The organism is Mesorhizobium sp. B2-5-4 (assembly GCF_006441095.1).
GTDB classification, from domain to species: Bacteria; Pseudomonadota; Alphaproteobacteria; order Rhizobiales; family Rhizobiaceae; genus Mesorhizobium; species Mesorhizobium salmacidum.
Window position 1 is genome coordinate 334,210 of record NZ_VFUR01000002.1, and the last position, 16,849, is coordinate 351,058.

13 protein-coding genes are annotated in these 16,849 nt (G+C 60.4%); 9 read left to right on the forward strand and 4 right to left on the reverse strand.

The genetic code is table 11. The features are described from left to right. Nucleotides 1-134: 134 nt before the first annotated feature. The 3 genes from FJ492_RS04160 to FJ492_RS04170 form a co-directional block, all read right to left on the reverse strand. On the reverse strand, nucleotides 135-1,175 hold the full coding sequence (locus tag FJ492_RS04160; RefSeq protein ID WP_140768607.1) for an acyltransferase: 1,041 nt from the start codon (nucleotides 1,173-1,175) through the stop codon (nucleotides 135-137). 141 nt (nucleotides 1,176-1,316) lie between these two features. Next, entirely contained in the window at nucleotides 1,317-2,291 is a 975-nt protein-coding gene (locus FJ492_RS04165; RefSeq protein WP_140768609.1) for a glycosyltransferase, read from the reverse strand. After that, nucleotides 2,288-3,793 (reverse strand): lipopolysaccharide biosynthesis protein, encoded by a 1,506-nt coding sequence (locus FJ492_RS04170; protein WP_140768611.1) that lies wholly within the window; start codon nucleotides 3,791-3,793, stop codon nucleotides 2,288-2,290. Before FJ492_RS04170 ends, FJ492_RS04165 begins: the two co-directional genes overlap by 4 nt. 208 nt (nucleotides 3,794-4,001) lie before the next feature. On the opposite strand from FJ492_RS04170, the gene FJ492_RS04175 reads away from it, so the two are divergent. From FJ492_RS04175 to FJ492_RS04215, 9 genes are all read left to right on the forward strand, one after another. Then, entirely contained in the window at nucleotides 4,002-5,063 is a 1,062-nt protein-coding gene (locus FJ492_RS04175; protein ID WP_140768613.1) for a polysaccharide pyruvyl transferase family protein, read from the forward strand. After that, entirely contained in the window at nucleotides 5,060-5,914 is an 855-nt protein-coding gene (locus tag FJ492_RS04180) for a glycosyltransferase family 2 protein (RefSeq protein WP_140506629.1), read from the forward strand. Before FJ492_RS04175 ends, FJ492_RS04180 begins: the two co-directional genes overlap by 4 nt. 86 nt (nucleotides 5,915-6,000) lie before the next feature. Then, complete coding sequence (locus FJ492_RS04185; RefSeq protein ID WP_140768615.1) at nucleotides 6,001-6,924, forward strand: glycosyltransferase family 8 protein; 924 nt, start codon at nucleotides 6,001-6,003, stop codon at nucleotides 6,922-6,924. 303 nt (nucleotides 6,925-7,227) lie between these two features. Beyond that, nucleotides 7,228-8,400: a glycosyltransferase family 4 protein gene (locus FJ492_RS04190; protein WP_140768617.1), complete on the forward strand. Its 1,173-nt coding sequence runs from the start codon at nucleotides 7,228-7,230 to the stop codon at nucleotides 8,398-8,400. A 15-nt stretch (nucleotides 8,401-8,415) separates the two neighbouring features. Further along, the gene (locus FJ492_RS04195; RefSeq protein ID WP_140768619.1) at nucleotides 8,416-9,405 is read left to right on the forward strand and encodes a glycosyltransferase family 2 protein; all 990 of its coding nucleotides are present in this window, start codon (nucleotides 8,416-8,418) and stop codon (nucleotides 9,403-9,405) included. Continuing rightward, nucleotides 9,405-10,355 (forward strand): glycosyltransferase family 2 protein, encoded by a 951-nt coding sequence (locus tag FJ492_RS04200; RefSeq protein ID WP_140506622.1) that lies wholly within the window; start codon nucleotides 9,405-9,407, stop codon nucleotides 10,353-10,355. Before FJ492_RS04195 ends, FJ492_RS04200 begins: the two co-directional genes overlap by 1 nt. Further along, nucleotides 10,345-11,313 (forward strand): glycosyltransferase family 2 protein, encoded by a 969-nt coding sequence (locus FJ492_RS04205; RefSeq protein WP_140768621.1) that lies wholly within the window; start codon nucleotides 10,345-10,347, stop codon nucleotides 11,311-11,313. The genes FJ492_RS04200 and FJ492_RS04205 overlap by 11 nt, the downstream gene beginning before the upstream one ends. A 74-nt stretch (nucleotides 11,314-11,387) precedes the next feature. Further along, a complete protein-coding gene (locus FJ492_RS04210) occupies nucleotides 11,388-12,284 on the forward strand; it encodes a UTP--glucose-1-phosphate uridylyltransferase (RefSeq protein ID WP_140506618.1) in 897 nt (298 codons plus the stop codon). 148 nt (nucleotides 12,285-12,432) lie between these two features. Further along, nucleotides 12,433-14,814, forward strand: coding sequence for a polysaccharide biosynthesis tyrosine autokinase (locus tag FJ492_RS04215; RefSeq protein ID WP_140768623.1), 2,382 nt, complete (start codon nucleotides 12,433-12,435; stop codon nucleotides 14,812-14,814). A gap of 127 nt (nucleotides 14,815-14,941) precedes the next feature. Here FJ492_RS04215 and FJ492_RS04220 read toward each other — a convergent pair whose 3' ends face one another. Beyond that, the gene (locus FJ492_RS04220; RefSeq protein ID WP_140768625.1) at nucleotides 14,942-16,849 is read right to left on the reverse strand and encodes a propionyl-CoA synthetase; all 1,908 of its coding nucleotides are present in this window, start codon (nucleotides 16,847-16,849) and stop codon (nucleotides 14,942-14,944) included.

The window sequence follows — 16,849 nt, forward strand, 5'->3', positions numbered from 1 at the left end:
TGGCCACCATGCCACTTCAATGGGACGCCGCGGGTCAATGCACGTCGCCCAAAAGTGATCTCGGTTCGGGAAGACGACATGCGTAAAAACAAAGACCAAGCGTGTCGCCTGAATCCGTTTCGACGCGACGCGCTTTAGGCGGTTCGGGGCTTGGTCGAAAACATCTTGTTGAGATTTTGCACAGGGCTATCGACCATTCTTCGGAAAATGTCGGCTACCAAAAGCGACACTGCAAGAACCATGGGCAGGACGATCCACACAGGAGCACCAATCAACGTACCTATTTTCGCGACAGCGATGAGCACGGTGAAATGAGTGAGGTACAATGGGTAAGATATATCCCCCAGCCAAATCAGCGGCGGCTTATCGAGGAAACGGCTGCTCCCGGGCGAAGCGAACGCCATAAGAATTATGAGGCCAGCACCAACTCCGGAGGAGATGTGGCTGAAAAGTAACCCGTCATAGATGATCCAACGAGCCTCCAAAAGAAGAATTCCCATGGCCCACATCAACGCAACGATAACGGTTGGATATTTGGCGATAGCTGTTTTCAGTGTGTCTCGATAGACGGCCAGGAAAGCTCCGCCGACAAAGATCGGGATATAAATGGAGGTCTGCAGAAGAGACTGCGTTAGGCTGCTGGCGGTAAGGCTAAATGCTTCGGGCCAGATCGCCCCGGGCACCAAGAGGACCAACGACAAAGTTACCATGGCCTTTGGAAATTTCAGAACGCCCCAGACTATGAATGGCATCGCGATGGATATTCTTATCTCGTGTACGAGAGACCACATTATGGGCGATAGCGTCATATGTTGGGTCAGTCCTGTCATTAACAAATGACCCACGACGGACTTGATTGAAATCGCACCAGGTGGCGTGTGCTGGAGCCATTCGCTGTATCCATCTCCGATGGATTGAACGAAAAGAGCCTTTGATGCATTATTGCCAGCAACAATGCGACGGCAAAGGGCATCCAAATTCGCACTATTCTCTTTGCGGCATAATTGGCAAAAGAATCCCGTGCCTTGAGAATAGCCAACGTCAAGACAAAGCCGCTTAATATGAAAAACACCAGTACTGCTTCGTGCCCACTCCAGAAGATGTGGAGCGGAGAATAGGTAATTACGTTTTCCCAACGCCAGGTGAAATGGCGTGTCGCGTTCGGGTCTGCCCACACAAGCAAATCGATACCTGGAATTGCCAACACCAAGTGGCTCGTTAGTACGACGATAGCGGCAATTCCACGAATTGCATGCAGGGAATTGAAACGGTCTTGAGCCAATATTCGCGCCCTGAATTAATCGACATAGCGGCGGTTATCTAACTGCGAAGAAGTCCCGCTTGACATAGGCACGAAATGCCCGGCGCTGGGATATTCGAGTGCGAGCGCCCCGAAGGGTTGAAATCCTCGCACGCAGGCCGGGTGTCGGCTGCGGCGCGTAAGGTTCGACTTTGAAGACCGACGCAAGCTCCGGAAAGCGCTCCATGAGATCGGTATAAGACTTGTGGAAACGCCATCCCCATGGCGGGACGGCAGCCTTCCAGGGTTTGGCGGGGCCGGTGAAATGGATGATCTTTGGCGCGAGAATTCCGTGGCACTTGAGCTTGGCGTAGACATTGTGGAAATTATAGGCCGGCGAGAGCGGTTCGACATTTTGCTCAAAGACGGCATTGAGCGCACTCTGGTCGTGCCGAATGAACGTGTCGCCGTTGCTGAAGAATGCGTTTAGCGCTTTGGGACCATAAATGGCCCAAGTGTCCCGGTTGCATGCCAGCACTCCGGAGTTGAAGTAGCTCTGACGCGTGGCTCCCGCCAACACATCGAAATAGCCTTTAGGATTAAGCCCCAATCTATCGTCGGGATCGAGCCAGGCGCTACCCCTGCCGGCCGCGATCCAACCGTCCCGGACCCGATGCCGGACGAGCGGCGCAATGTCTCCAACGATTTGGATATCGCCATCAAGGTAAACGATGTTGCGATACTGCGACGGCAAATGGTCGGCTATCACGAGCCGCGCCAAAGCGGTGACTGGCACGTGGTTCTTGGCAAACGCCACGCCATCCGGTGGCACATAGGACGTGTCGGGCAGCGCGATGAAGGATATCGCCCGACCTGCACGGTTCTGAAGTGTGTCGATCAGTGCTGGATCGACACCGACCGTGTAGATCATGATGTCGGCCAACGCGTCGATGCCTTGCGCCGTCAACTGAAGTGCCGCCAGGAGTGACGGACCGAGATATCCGTTGTCGGTCACGAAGACGACCGCGGTGTCGTGCCTTTTCCCTGTCATGCCCACCGTCCAAGCAGGCGTGCGCCCCTGCCCATCAAAAGCCGCTTGCTCAGGGCAATCAGTTCAGTTTCGGGTCCTACAGGTCGTCGCATCAAATTCCACTGCAGCAATTGCGCTCCGGCAAAAGAGATCGCTCCAATGGCGATCTGTGACGCGAGGTTCAAAATCATCTCGGACATTTCGACGCTGGATGGAAGCGCCGACCGAGAGACGAGCACGGCCGCGATCATGACTCCGGCACTTGCCAGGCTTCGCAGATTGGGGCGCACCTGTGCAAGATAGCCAATGCCGGTGAGTTGCCGCACGACCTGAAGATTGAAAAAGATGCCGATGACCCCCGCCACCGCTCGCGCGATTGCCACGCCGGCAAGTCCACCAAGCCAAAGTCCCACGACGACCGAGGGGACGCGCAGGATGAATGCCTGAACGTCACGCTTGAACAGCAATCGCGTGTCCCCCGTTGCCATCGCCAGCGGTTGCGCCAGGCTTCCCAGGGTTTGAATGGCAAACACGGCAGACAACGCCTGGATCACGATTACGGCGGGAAGCCACTTGTCCGTCATCGTCAGCCGGACCAATGGTTCGGCGATCAGCGCCATTCCGACACCGACGGGCAATGCGATCATCGTGACGAGCGCTTGCGACGACTGGTAGACCTTCTCCAGGCCGCCGTCGTCGCGGTTCTTCACATGGGCGAATGCAGGAAACAGCACCGAGGTCAAAGGAGCGATCGCCTCGCGCGTCGGCATGGCGGCGAGATTGTCGCCCACCGAATAATATCCAAGCGGGGTCTTGCCGAGGAAGGCCCCGATCAGCAGATGGTCGAACCGCCAGTTCAGTGTGTTGATAGCCTGTGCAAGAGTCAGCCAGATGGAATAGCCGAACATCTCGCGCCAGTGCCGCAAGCCGGGCTTTGGCTTGAAGGGCGCGACTATATAGGAAATGACGAGGCCAGTGAAATCCGATGCCAACGTTCCCGCAACAAGCGCCCAGTAGCTTTTGAAGATGAACGCGAACACGGCCGACACGATGAGCCCGACAAGCTTCTGGCAAACTTCGACCAGGAATTGCTGCCAGAACACCAGGTCGCGCGTGAGGAGGATTCGACGCGGACTGCCAAGCCCGCCTATCAGTGTCGAAATTGCCAACGCCGCCAGCACTGGCGGCAAGCGCGGTTCCGCGAACGCCGATTCGGCCGGCATCGCGACGACCATAAGCATCGCGGCGACCGCCGCGGCACGCACCGCGCTTAGCGTCCAGGCGGTATCAAGATGTTCCTTGGTGGGATTTGGGTGATGGATGAGCACAGCGCCGATCGAAATTTCGGTGACTGAGTTCAAGATCGCGAGCACGGTCCAGCCGAGGGCGACAATTCCGAAATCGCCGGGAGTGAGCAGCCGCGCTAGGACAAGCGTGCTTACCAAGCCCAGGAGATTGGTGATGAGCCGAGCCGCGGTGATCCATGCCGCGCCCTTGGCCAGTCTTCCCTTGATTCCATCCACGCGCCGGCGCCTCCAGTACACTCAGAACCGACACATCCCCGCCCGCGATCGATATTCGATCAATGTCCGATGCGATCGTTTTTATTCCCCGTCGGGTCAGGGCGCAAGCATTTATGCCGCAGTGCAGCATTAAAACGGATATGGCTATTGTGCACCGCAGTCGGTGGGGCAAGATGGAAAGAGCGACACACAAAAGGATCGACTTCTGATGACGCACCAGAAATGGCTGGAAGAGCCCCCGCAAGGGAGCCGAACGACCGAAGATCTTCAAATTGCCTTGCGGCATCGTATCAGAGAAGTCTTGCTCCCGCTGATAGCCGGACGCGGCGAGCGCATCCACCTTATTGATCCACCGGAGCATCCCAACGTCGGCGACTGCGCGATCTTGTTGGGCGAATTGGATTTTTTCAAACGCGAGCTTCCCGGCAGCCAAGTGGCATTCCACGACTGGAGTACCTACAGCCCGTCATCTGACCGACACATCGAGCGCGCATCCGTTCTCTTGATGCATGGCGGGGGCAATTTCGGGGATATATATCCTCACCACCACGAGTTTCGTTTGAAAATCCTTCGACGCTTTCCCAATCGACCGACCATCCAGCTGTCTCAAAGCATCCATTTCGACTCACCGGCGGTGTTGCAGGAGACGCGTGACGCCATCGCCGCGCATTCCGATTTCACATTGCTGGCTCGTGACACAAAAAGTGAAGCCTTTGCCCGGGCGAATTTCGATTGCCAAGTGGTGCTCTGTCCGGACATGGCATTCGCCATGGACCGGATCGTCCGCAAGCCGGCAAATGTGGACGCGTTCTGTCTGTTGCGCACTGACAAGGAAGCGGTGGCGCCGCATGAAGAAATCAAGAGGCAGCTGAACCAGATGGGGCTTTCCGCGGAGGCGAGAGACTGGTTGGATGATCCCAGAACCGCGGCTCGATTGGGGGACATATTGTTCTCCAAATTCACGCGTAAGTTTCCTGCCGCCTATCCGCTGCTGGCGCCCTTGGCGCTTATCGCACGCCGACGCTACGCGGAGACCCGGCTGAGGGTGGGTATCGATCTGTTGAGCCGCGGGCGTATTGTGGTCACCGATCGGTTGCATGCTCATATTCTGAGCACGCTTCTCGGAATCCCGAACGTCGTTTTCAGATCCTTCGATGCCAAAGCTGCTGCTTTTTACGACACCTGGACACATGCGGCGCCCATCTGCCGGCTAGCTGATGGTCCCTCCGACATGGTCCATGCCGTCCAAGCCGTGATGCCGCCGAAATGAGCCAGGTCATTGGAATGCCGGATTGCAGCTCTTCGCCGCATTACGCGGCGGTGATCCGCGCATATCAATGCACGCCGCTCCTGATCGAAGTGATAGAAGCGCTGCGAAGACAAAGCGTGCCTCCGAAACGGTTGATCATCGTGGATTCGTCGCGCGATCCGGCCGTATCCAGCGCGTTTGAAGAGCTTGGTGCGGATATCGTAACATATCCTTCCGAGGACTTCAATTTTTCGAAAGCGATCAATCTCGGTGTCGCGGTCAACGACCAGCCTCTCACGCTCATCATCAGCAGCCACATGCTCATTCGGGCGCCTGACCTGATAGCGAAAGGATGGGACGCTGGTCTTAGTGGGGGCATGGAGATTGTCTACTGGAGGCATCCACCAGCACAGGATGCCCCACACGAGTGCCATACCGTTATGACCAATCACAACTTCAACGGCAGAAATGGCCTGTCCAATACCATGGCCATGATCCCTACTCGACTGCTGCGAGAGCGTCCCTTCCGGGAGGAGGTCTTTTCGGCCGAGGACCAGGAATGGACCAAGTACTATTTGGCATCCCGCCGTCACGCGATGTTGCGCATCGACACCAGGGATGTCAGCTACAGCAATCCCAACCACAACGCCGAGACATGGAGCGAGACCAAGCTTCTGCGGGAGGAATTGGCAATTGGATACTTCGTCAATCGGCGGCTACTTTTGCCGGACAGGATCATCGCTCGGCTTTTGCGAGGTATTCTCGCCACTTTGCGCCGCCGACCAGAAAAAGCTCGAGTGCATTTCGGCTTTGCCTGGGCCATGACTAAAGCAAATTTCAAGCAACCAAGTGCAAAGTCGCGATATTTTTGAGCCGTGGAGCATCTCCCGGGTCGTGATGGCTGACATTTTTGGCGTTCGAAAGATCAGAACGGCTTTTTTTAGTTTAAGGAACGGTGATGAGAAATTCTGCTGATGAAAATATCAACATAGCATGCGTGTCCGATACAAACTATGTACCGCATCTGGTTGCACTATTGAAGTCAGTCCAATCAAATTCTGGTCATGATGACACCTTCAATGTGCATATTATACACGATGCTATAAGTGAAGATTTGCAAAAATTAATATCGGCCGAATTGAGAGGGATGGAGGTTCGCTGGTATTCAATTGTTGGTCACGATGCTTTGACATTGCCTCCTCTTCTGCAAATAAGCCGCGCTACCTATTTGCGTCTTATCATGGACGAGGTCCTGGATGAATCGATATCTCGTCTCATATACCTGGATATCGATATGGTTGTGACGGGCAGTCTGAAAGAGCTTTGGCAATGTGATTTGGGTCACTGTGTTTGTGCGGCTGTTCCTGATCCTGGTATAAATATCGAAGCGTTCGCGGAGAAGTATAATTTGACCCTTCCCGGTCAATATTTTAACGCGGGGATGATGGTACTTGACATGCAGCGCGCTCGTATTGATGGAATTCTGAGAGGTGCATTGAATCTGTTGCTGGAGCATCCATCCAAGTTTGAATATGCCGATCAGGACGCCCTGAATGTTATGTTGTGGGGTAAGTGGAAGCAGGTGGATGCGACGTGGAATTTCCAGAGAGAGTTTATGTACGATGATCTAGCCGCATGGCGCGTGATGTCGAGAGATAGGCATACCGTGCCGAAAATCATCCACTTTACGGAGAGCGTTAAGCCGTGGAAGGCTGGAGAGTGGCACCCGTTTGCGTGGCTTTATTGGAAGCACCTGCTCCGGTCGGGATTCGCCGGGGAGGTCATGCGAAAAGAGAACATCAGGTATCGAGACATCATCAAAATGTGGCTTAAGTACCTATTCAAGAAACCGAATTTGGCTCGGGGCTCGGCCAATCCGTAGGGCGCCATCCTGCTTCGTCTCGATCCACGCATTTTATGCTGCAGCGCAATATGCACCGTGGACAAATTTATCGCCAGTCGATGGTCTTCCGCGGCCTGACTCCCCAAGGGAAGCTTCCCGATCCGGCAAGCCTTTGAAATGACGTGACAAATCCATCCGGAGCGTGTGGTTCTTCTGACTGCTTGGCATTCGCCTTGATCAACGCACCGGGTCGATTTTTGCTACGCCGCAGCAAAAATGTTGCGATGCAGCAAGAGCTGTACTAGGCTCGCCTCGGGTGGGTCAAACAGCGGTCGAGTTTTCATGCTGCATGTCTTGTACCTTGTACACGATGTTTCCGATCCGGCGGTTCGCCGGCGGATCACGATGCTCCGGACAGGTGGCGCCCAGGTCACCCTGGCTGGCTTCCGCCGTACCGCCACTCCGGTTGCCGATATCGAAGGATTGCGGCCGGTCGACCTTGGCGCGACGCGTGACGGCCGATTCGCGCAGCGTCTGGCGGCCGTGGCGAAAACAGCAGTTTCGATAGGTTCGAAGCTCAAGGGCATGCCGAAGCCCGACATCATCATCGCGCGCAACCTGGAAATGCTGGCGTTGGCGCGCCGGGCAAGGTCGGCTTTCGGCGCCGCGGTCCCGATCGTCTATGAATGCCTCGACATTCATCGCCTGGTGCTCCGCGACGATGTCCTGGGCAAGGCGCTGCGCGCCACCGAGCGCCATCTGGCGCGGGACGTGAAGCTGCTGGTAACCAGTTCGCCCGCCTTCATCGCCAATTATTTCAAACCCTTCCGCCAGGTCGCGGCACCGGTGGAACTGGTCGAGAACAAGTATTTCGAGGCAGCGGCTGTTCTGCCTGGCGAACGCGAGGCGCTGGAAGGACCTGGCGCGCCGCCATGGCGTATCGGCTGGTTCGGGGCGCTTCGGTGCCGCCGCTCGCTCGAACTGCTGGCCGGCTTCACGCGCCGTATGGAGGGCCGGTTCGAGATCGTACTGCGCGGCCGCCCGGCACTTTCCGAATTCCCGGATTTCCATGCCTTCGTCGATGCCGAACCTTACCTGTCGTTTCGCGGGCCGTATCGCAACCCGGAGGACATGGCGGCGATCTATCAGGACGTCCATTTCTCCTGGGCGATCGATTTCTTCGAGGAGGGACAGAACTCCGAATGGCTGCTGCCCAACCGCCTTTATGAAGGCTGCCGCTTCGGCGCGGTGCCGATCTCGATGGACAACACCGAGACCGGACGGTTCCTGCGGCATCGCGATATCGGCGTTTTGTTGCCGCAGGCCACGCCCGAGGCGCTGGAAACAGCACTTGGCAGGATGGAACAACACCGCTTCGGCAGGCTCAAGGCGCGCGTGCTGGCCCACAATCCGAGGATGTGGAGCTACGATCGCGGCGACTGCAGCGCCCTGGTCGAGAAACTTCGCCGACTGACCATCGGGCGCGAGCCTTTCACAACCGAAGTTTTGGCCTAGGAGAAACATCGCCCGATGACGCAAGCGCCTGCCGCCAGCCTGATCGTGATCCCGTGCCTCAACGAGGCAACTCATATCGGTGCGCTGCTCGACCAGCTCTGCCCGGCGGCGGAACGGCTTGGCGCGCGGATCCTTGTTGCCGATGGCGGCAGCACCGACGGTACGCTGGCAATCGTCGGCGAGCGCCAGAAGAACGATCCGCGCATCATCCTGCTTCACAATGAAAGGCGCATCCAGAGTGCCGCGATCAACCTGGCGGTGTCCAAATTCGGCGAGGGCGCGCAATATCTGATCCGCATCGATGCCCATGGCGGTTATCCCGACGACTATTGCGACCGGCTGATCGAGGAGGCGCAGGCCACCGGCGCCGATTCGGTGGTGGTTTCGATGCTGACCAGCGGCAGCGGCACCGTGCAGAAGGCGGCGGCGGCGGCGCAGAACTCCAAGCTCGGCACCGGCGGCTCCAAGCATCGCCACCTCTCCGCCGGCGAGTGGGTCGACCACGGCCATCACGCGCTGATGCGGATATCGGCCTTCCAGGCCGTCGGCGGCTATGACGAGACGTTCAGCCACAACGAGGATGCGGAACTCGACTATCGGCTGAGGCAGGCCGGCTACAGGATCTGGATGAGCGGCAGGACGCAGATGGTCTACTATCCGCGTACTTCGCTGCGCGGCCTCTATTTCCAGTACCTCGGCTATGGCCGTGGCCGGGCCAAGAATGTGCTGAAGCACCGGGTGATCCCGAAGGTTCGGCAGATGGTGCCGTTGGCGGTCTTCCCGGTGGTTCTGTTGGCGGCCTTCTCCTTCGTGCACTGGATTGCGGCGCTGCCGCTGTTGCTGTGGGTGGCGGTGTGCCTGGGCTACGGCCTGGTGACGGCCATCAGTCAGCGCAATGCGGATATCGCGCTTGCCGGCGTCTCGGCGATGGTCATGCATTTAGGCTGGTCCGTCGGCTTCTGGCTGCAGCTTCTCGGCCTCGGCGCGTGGCGGAGGGCGGCGTAATGGTGGCTGGGGCCAGGAACCGCAGCATCGACATCGGCGTGTGCACGTTCCGGCGGCCGGAACTGGCCGACACGCTGCGCTCGCTCGCCGCGCTTGCCATGCCTGACGGCTTCGAGGTCGGCGTCATCGTCGCCGACAATGACGACACGCCGAGCGCCAGGGCGTTGGTGACGGCGCTGTCGCAGGAATTGAAGCTGCCGGTCCGCTACCGGCATTGCCCGGCGCGTAACATCTCGATTGCCCGTAACGCTTGCCTCGACGCCAGCAAGGCGGATTTCCTGGCCTTCATCGACGACGATGAGACCGCCACCGCCCACTGGCTCGCCGAACTGGTGACAATGGCTGAACAGAGCGGCGCCGCCGCGGTTCTCGGCCCGGTGCGCGCGCTCTATCGCCCGGATGCGCCGGACTGGATGCGCCGCGGCGATTTCCATTCCACCTTGCCGGTTCGCGTGCGCGGCGAAATCCGCACCGGGTACACCTGCAACGTCCTGCTGCGCATGGGATCGGACAGCCTGCGCGACCGCCGCTTCAGCCTGGCGCGCGGCCAGACCGGCGGTGAGGACACCGAATTCTTCGACCAGATGCACAAGGCAGGCGGCCAGATCGCCTTTGCCCCGGAAGCATGGGTGGACGAGGCGGTGCCGAGGGCCAGAGCCGCGTTCGACTGGCTCAGCCGCCGTCGTTTCCGGGTCGGCCAGACGCACGGCCATCTCCTGGGCCGCAATGCCAGCGGCATCGCTCGGGTGAAGCAGGCCGGCCTTGCCGCGGCAAAGGCCGCTTATTGCTTTGCCGCCGCACTTCCGGTTGCCGCCAGCCCGATGCGCAGGAACCGCAGCGTACTGCGCGGCATCATGCATGTCGGCGTCGTCAGCGGCCTTGTCGGTGTCCGCGAACTGCGCCTCTACGGCCAGCCTTCACCAGAGGAAGGGGGCAAGCATGCAGCCTGATGGTGCCTTCGTCCCCGACGTTTCTTTTGTGATTGCCGCCTACAATGCCGAGGCAACCCTTGATCGGGCGATCGCCAGCGCCATCGCCCAGAAGGGTGTCAGCCTTGAAATCATCGTCGTCGACGACAAATCGCGTGACGGCACACTCGATGTGGCGCGGGCCTACCCCGAGCACATCGTGCGCGTCGTGGCGCTCGAAAAGAACAAAGGCCCCGGTGGGGCCAGGAATGCCGGGCTCGACGCCGCGCGCGGCAGGTGGATCGCGGTTCTCGATTCCGACGACGCCGTCTTTCCCGGCCGCATCGCCGCCATGATAGGCCGCGCCGAAAAGGCGGACGCCGAGATCGCCGTCGACAATCTCCAGGTCGTCCGTGAGGACGGTGTGATCGAGGACGCGATGTTCCCGCACCAGTATCTGGAAGGTCTGCGCGAGATAACGCTCGCCACCTACATCGCCGGCAACGTCGTCTTCGAATCGAAATTCAATTTCGGCTACCTCAAGCCGATCTTCCTGCGCAGTTTCCTCGACGAGAACCAGCTGCGCTATGACGAGAAACTGAGGATCGGCGAGGACTACATCCTGTTTGCCGACGCTCTCGCCAAGGGCGGCAGATGCGTGGTCGAGCCTACTATCGGCTATGTCTATCATATTCGTAGCGGCTCCATCTCCCGTGTGCTCGAGCTTCATCACGTCGAAGCGATGCGCAAAGCAGATGCGGTATTCGCTCAAACCCACCAGATGGATGAGGCCGCGCAGGCAGCGTTCACCCGGCGCGGCCGCAGCCTGCGCAAGGCAGCCTCGTTCCTGGCGATGGTTCAGCACATCAAGGCGCGGTCCCCGCTCAAGGCGATACGGACTGCGCTCAGCGACCCGGCGGCGGTCGGGCATATGGGCATGCCGATCGCCGTGCGGTTGCGAAGAGTAGCGGCACAGTTTGCCGTTGGGGTGGGGAGGTGAAGATGCAGGCACATGAAGGGATTTTTCGTGGCCTGTGAATGGACTGAAGTCGATCTCCTCAGAAGGAATTTGCGATGAAGAAAATCAGGAAGGCCGTGATACCGGTGGCGGGGCTTGGAACAAGGTTCCTGCCGGCGACCAAGTCGATGCCGAAGGAAATGCTTCCCGTAGTCGACAAGCCCGTCGTGCAATACGCGGTGGACGAGGCCTTCGAGGCCGGCATCGAACACATCGTGTTCGTGACGGGCCGCAACAAGGCGGTCATCGAGGACTATTTCGACCTCCATCCGGAATTGATCGGAACCCTGGAGCAGACCGGCAAGAAGGCGCAATTGCAGTCGCTGGAAAGCCTGCTTCCGGTGGCCGGCGCCACCTCCTTTATCCGCCAGCAATCGCCGCAAGGCCTCGGACATGCCGTCTGGTGCGCGCGCGAGGTCATCGGCAACGAGCCCTTCGCCCTGCTTTTGCCTGACATGGTCTCCTTCGGAGGGCGCGGATGCCTGGCCGAGATCACCGACCTCTATGCCGAGACCGGCGGCAACGTCATCGCCGTCGAGCGCTGCGATCCGACCGAGACCAACAAATATGGCATCGTCGGCCGTGGCGCCGACATTGGCGGCGGCTTCGAGGTGACGGCCATGGTCGAAAAGCCGGCGCCGGCCAACGCGCCGTCGAACTTCTACATCAACGGCCGCTATATCCTGCAGCCCGAGATCTTCCAGCTTCTGGGCAACCAGCAACGCGGCGCCGGCAATGAGATCCAGCTGACCGACGCCATGGTCCGCCTGTCGCAGGAGCAGCCATTCTTTGCCCAGCCTTTCAAGGGCCGCATGTTCGACTGCGGTTCCAAGGAGGGGTTCATCCAGGCCAATATCGCCTTCGCGCTGGCGCGCGACGACATGAAGGGCCCGGTTTTCGAGATGCTCCGGGAGTTCGTCCGGACGCATGAACGCCAGGAAGAAGCCGCATAATGCCCATCTTTCGGGAGCATTGTCGGATGGCTGACGGCGGAGGGGCCGGTCGGCTCCTCGCTGTCCGGCACCAAGCGTGTGTCGCGTCCGCCAATGCTCCCGATCTTTCTGGGGCCCGCGAGCGAGACAAGCCAGAATTGGACCGAAGATGAATTATGCCAATTTTCCTCTCGACAAGAGGATGCCATTGCCGAATTCGGACGCAGGAGACGGCGACGACTTCATCGATATCGAGCGGCTGCTTGGCATGGCCGCACGGCAGGCCAAGGTGGTTGGCGTGTGCGCCATCATCGGTCTTTTCCTGGGCTTGCTCTATCTGCAGACGACGCCGCCAAAATTTGTGTCGGTCTCCAGCGTGCTGATCGATGAGGGCCTGAACAAGATCGTCGACGACATCTCGGCGGCATCGACAACCATGCAGACCGATTCGGCCATCCTGAGCCAGATCGAGATCCTGACCTCGACCCGGCTCGCCGCCGTGGTCGTCGACAAGCTCAAGCTCGACCAGAACGACGCGTTCATGAACCCGCCCCAGTCGGCGCTTGCCCAGGGCGTCGGGATGATCCGCGGTCTGATCCAGTATGTCCATCCGAGCCAGGCCACGCCGGGCGTCGGCGATATCTCCAAGCTCGACCCCGCCGCGCGCGATGCGCTGATCGCCACGTCGCGACGCGACTATGCCATCCTCAAGCTGCAGAACGAGATCCGGGCCGATCGCGTCGGGCGAAGCTACGTCATCGCGCTTGGCTATCAAGCGACGGATCCGGGTTTGGCGAAAGCCATCACCAAGGCCTATGCCGACGCCTATCTCGCCGATCAGCTCGATGCCAGCTTCGACGCCACCGAGCGCGCGGCGGTCTGGCTGCAGGGCCGGCTGACCGAACTGCGCGAGAGCTCGCAGCAGGCATCGCTGGCGGTCGAGAAATTCAGGGCCGAACACGGCCTCTCCGCCAACAGCGACGGCCAGCTGATGAGCGACAAGCAGCTCGCCGACCTGAACGCCCAGCTCATCGTGGCGCAGGCCGACACGGCACGTGCCAGCGCCCGCTATCAGCAGTACAAGTCGATCGTCGACAGCGGTTCGGACAACGCTTTCAAGGACGCCGCCATATCCAGCGACCAGCCAAGCAGCGCAGTCATCGCGGCGCTGAAGACGCGCTATCTCACCGTCGCCAAGCGGCAGCAGGATGTGGAGGCGAATTTCGGCCCGCAGCATCCGCAGGCGGTGGCGCTCGCCAAGGAGAAGGCCGACATATCGGCGCAGATCTTCGGCGAACTGAAGCAACTGACCCAAAACTATCGCAACGAATATGAGGTGGCGCTGGCGCGCGAGACCGCGCTCAGGGCCAATGTCGCCGCCGCGCAAGGCAAGAGCTCCATCGACAATCAGTCGCAGGTGAAGCTGCGCGAGCTCGACCAGAAGGCGACGGCGCTGACCACACTCTACCAGACGTTCCTCGGCCGCTACGAGGAAGCCGCGCAGCAGCAATCCTTCCCGGTCGGCAAGATCCGCATCATCTCGGATGCGTCGACGCCGCTTGCCGCCTCGAGCCCGCGCACCGTCATCGTGCTCGGCCTTTCGCTGGTGCTCGGCGTTCTGATGGGCGCCGGCTTCGGCGGGCTCAACGAGTTCAACGAGCGGTTCTTCAGGACCGGCGACGAGGTGCGCGACCGCGTTGGCCTCAAATTCCTCGGTTACCTGCCCACCATCGGCAGCAAACCGACGAAGGAAGACAAACCGGACGAGCCCGATCTCAAGGTCGCCAGATCGCCGGCCGCCATTGAAAGGCGCGCGCGAATGCGGGTAAGCATCGACGCTCCGGCGTCGATGTTCTCCGAAACGCTGCGCAGCGCCAAGATCGCTTTCGATGTCGTCATGGAAGGGCAAGCCAGCCGCGTCATCGGCGTGGTCTCGGTCCTGCCCGGCGAAGGCAAGTCGACGGTCGCGGCCAATCTCGCCGGTCTGCTCGCCGCCAACGGCGCCAGGACGCTGCTCATCGACGGCGACCTGCGCAATCCGGGCCTCAGCCGCAGCCTCGGCATGGAAGCCGAGCAAGGGTTGATGGAAGCCGTGGTGAGCGGTCAAACCTGGCAGTCCGTCGGCAAGATCGACAGGCAGACCAAGCTGGCGATCATTCCGGCGGTGTCGCGTGGGCATTTCTCGCACACCAGCGAGCTTCTCTCCTCGGCCGGTATGCGGCGCTTCATCGAGAACGCCAAGGAGACGTTCGAATACATCGTCGTCGATCTGCCGCCGCTGGGGCCGGTGGTCGACGCCAAGGCCTTCGCGCCGCTCGTCGACGGCTTCGTTCTGGTCGCCGAATGGGGCCGCACGCCGCGCGCCATGGTGCGCTCCATGCTGGAATCCGAGCCCTATGTCGCCAACAAGATCGTCGGCGCGGTGCTGAACAAGGTCGATCTGAAGAAGCTGGTCAAATACGGATCGTTCGGCGCGTCGGAGAAATTCTTCGACAAGTACTCGAGCTACTATCTCGACAAGTCGGAAGTGCGGTCGAAGACAGCGGCCTGAGATAGGCCGCCGCTCTCATTTCGAGATTGCGCAAAGTTTCGGCCGTCCCGCCCTGCGGCCGTCACAAAAGTTCGCAGCGCCGCAACATCGCGGAACGGTAGCGCCACCCAGATGCCGGCAGTGCTCCCTACACGCCGATGCCACGCGCCTTCAGCGCCGCCGTGATTTCCTCGAGGATGGCGGGGTCGTCGATGGTCGCCGGCATCGTCCAAGCTTCCTTGTCGGCGATCTTCTGCATGGTGCCGCGCAGGATCTTGCCGGACCGCGTCTTGGGCAGCCGCTTGATGGTCACCACCGTCTTGAAGGCGGCGACCGGGCCGATACGCTCGCGCACCAGCGCGACGACCTCCTTCTCGATGGCGCCGCCTTCGCGCGCGACACCGGCGTTCAGCACAACGAAGCCCAGCGGAATTTGGCCCTTCATCGCATCGGCGATGCCGACGACGGCGCATTCGGCGACGTCGGGATGGGCGGCCAGCACTTCTTCCATCGCGCCGGTCGACAGCCGATGCCCGGCGACGTTGATGATGTCGTCGGTGCGGGCCATCACGTAGAGATAGCCGTCCTCGTCGATCATGCCGGCATCGGCCGTCTTGTAGAAGCCGGGGAACTCATCGAGATAGGCCTGGCGGAAGCGGGCATCGGCATTCCACAGCGTCGGCAGGCAGCCCGCCGGAAGCGGCAGCTTGACCACGACATTGCCCAGCGTGCCGCGCTGCACCTCGTGGCCGGCATCATCGAGCACGCGGATGTCGTAACCCGGCATGGGCACACCGGGCGAGCCGTATTTCACCGGCAGCAGGCCGAGCCCGGCGGGATTGATCGTCATCGGCGAGCCGGTCTCGGTCTGCCACCAATGATCGACCACCGGCACGTTGAGCTTCTGTTCCGCCCATTTGATGGTTTCGGGGTCGGCGCGCTCGCCGGCGAGGAACAGCGTGCGGAATTTGGACAGATCGTATTTCGGCACGAACTCGCCCTTGGGGTCCTGCCCCTTGATGGCGCGGAAGGCGGTCGGCGCGGTGAACAACGCGACCACGCCATGCTCCGAGATCACCCGCCAGTAGGTGCCGGCATCGGGCGTGCCGATCGGCTTGCCTTCGAACAGCACGCTGGTGCAGCCATGCAGCAGCGGTCCGTAGACGATGTATGAATGGCCGACCACCCAGCCCACGTCGGACGCCGCCCAGAACACTTCTCCCGGCTTGACGCCGAACTCGTTGTCCATCGTCCATTTCAGCGCGACCATGTGGCCGCCATTGTCGCGCACGATGCCCTTGGGCTGGCCGGTTGTGCCCGACGTGTAGATGATGTAGAGCGGGTCGGTCGCCAGCACCGGCACGCAGTCGACATTGGCGCCGGCCGCCCGTTCGCGGGCGACGGCATCGGCATAGTCGATGTCGAAATGGTCCTTCAAATCGCAGCGCAACTGGTCGCGCTGCAGGATCAGGCAGGCGTCCGGCTTGTGGCGGGACATCTCGATCGCCTTGTCGAGCAGCGGCTTATAGGCGACCACCCGGCCCGGCTCCAGGCCGCAGGAGGCCGAGATGATCAGTTTCGGTTTTGCGTCGTCGATGCGGGTGGCAAGCTCATGTGAGGCAAAGCCGCCGAACACGACCGAATGCACGGCGCCGATGCGGGCGCAGGCGAGCATGGCGATGGCCGCTTCCGCCACCATCGGCATGTAGATGATGACGCGGTCGCCTTTGCCGACGCCGCGGTTCTTGAGCACCGAGGTCAGCGCCACCACTTCGCGTTTCAACTCGGCATAGGTGAACTTCTTCACCGTTCCGGTGATGGCGCTGTCATGGATCAGTGCGATCTGGTCGGCCCGCCCGCCGGCGACATGCCGGTCAAGGGCGTTGTAGCAGGTGTTGCAGGTCGCGCCGGTGAACCAGCGGCCATAGACGCCGGCGGCGGTATCGAACACCTTGTCCCAAGGCGAATACCAGTCGATGGCCTCGGCCGCCTCCGCCCAGAATTTTTCCGGGTCGCGTTTCCAGCCGTCATAGACCTCGTGATAGCGTGAAGCCAT

Coding starts and splice junctions, on each gene's coding strand:
- FJ492_RS04165 (WP_140768609.1), bottom strand. CDS start 2,291: ATGACAGGGAAAAGGCACGACACCGCGGTCGTCTTCGTGACCGACAAC.
- FJ492_RS04175 (WP_140768613.1), top strand. CDS start 4,002: ATGACGCACCAGAAATGGCTGGAAGAGCCCCCGCAAGGGAGCCGAACG.
- FJ492_RS04180 (WP_140506629.1), top strand. CDS start 5,060: ATGAGCCAGGTCATTGGAATGCCGGATTGCAGCTCTTCGCCGCATTAC.
- FJ492_RS04185 (WP_140768615.1), top strand. CDS start 6,001: ATGAGAAATTCTGCTGATGAAAATATCAACATAGCATGCGTGTCCGAT.
- FJ492_RS04190 (WP_140768617.1), top strand. CDS start 7,228: ATGCTGCATGTCTTGTACCTTGTACACGATGTTTCCGATCCGGCGGTT.
- FJ492_RS04195 (WP_140768619.1), top strand. CDS start 8,416: ATGACGCAAGCGCCTGCCGCCAGCCTGATCGTGATCCCGTGCCTCAAC.
- FJ492_RS04200 (WP_140506622.1), top strand. CDS start 9,405: ATGGTGGCTGGGGCCAGGAACCGCAGCATCGACATCGGCGTGTGCACG.
- FJ492_RS04205 (WP_140768621.1), top strand. CDS start 10,345: ATGCAGCCTGATGGTGCCTTCGTCCCCGACGTTTCTTTTGTGATTGCC.
- FJ492_RS04210 (WP_140506618.1), top strand. CDS start 11,388: ATGAAGAAAATCAGGAAGGCCGTGATACCGGTGGCGGGGCTTGGAACA.
- FJ492_RS04215 (WP_140768623.1), top strand. CDS start 12,433: ATGAATTATGCCAATTTTCCTCTCGACAAGAGGATGCCATTGCCGAAT.
- FJ492_RS04220 (WP_140768625.1), bottom strand. CDS start 16,849: ATGGCTTCACGCTATCACGAGGTCTATGACGGCTGGAAACGCGACCCG.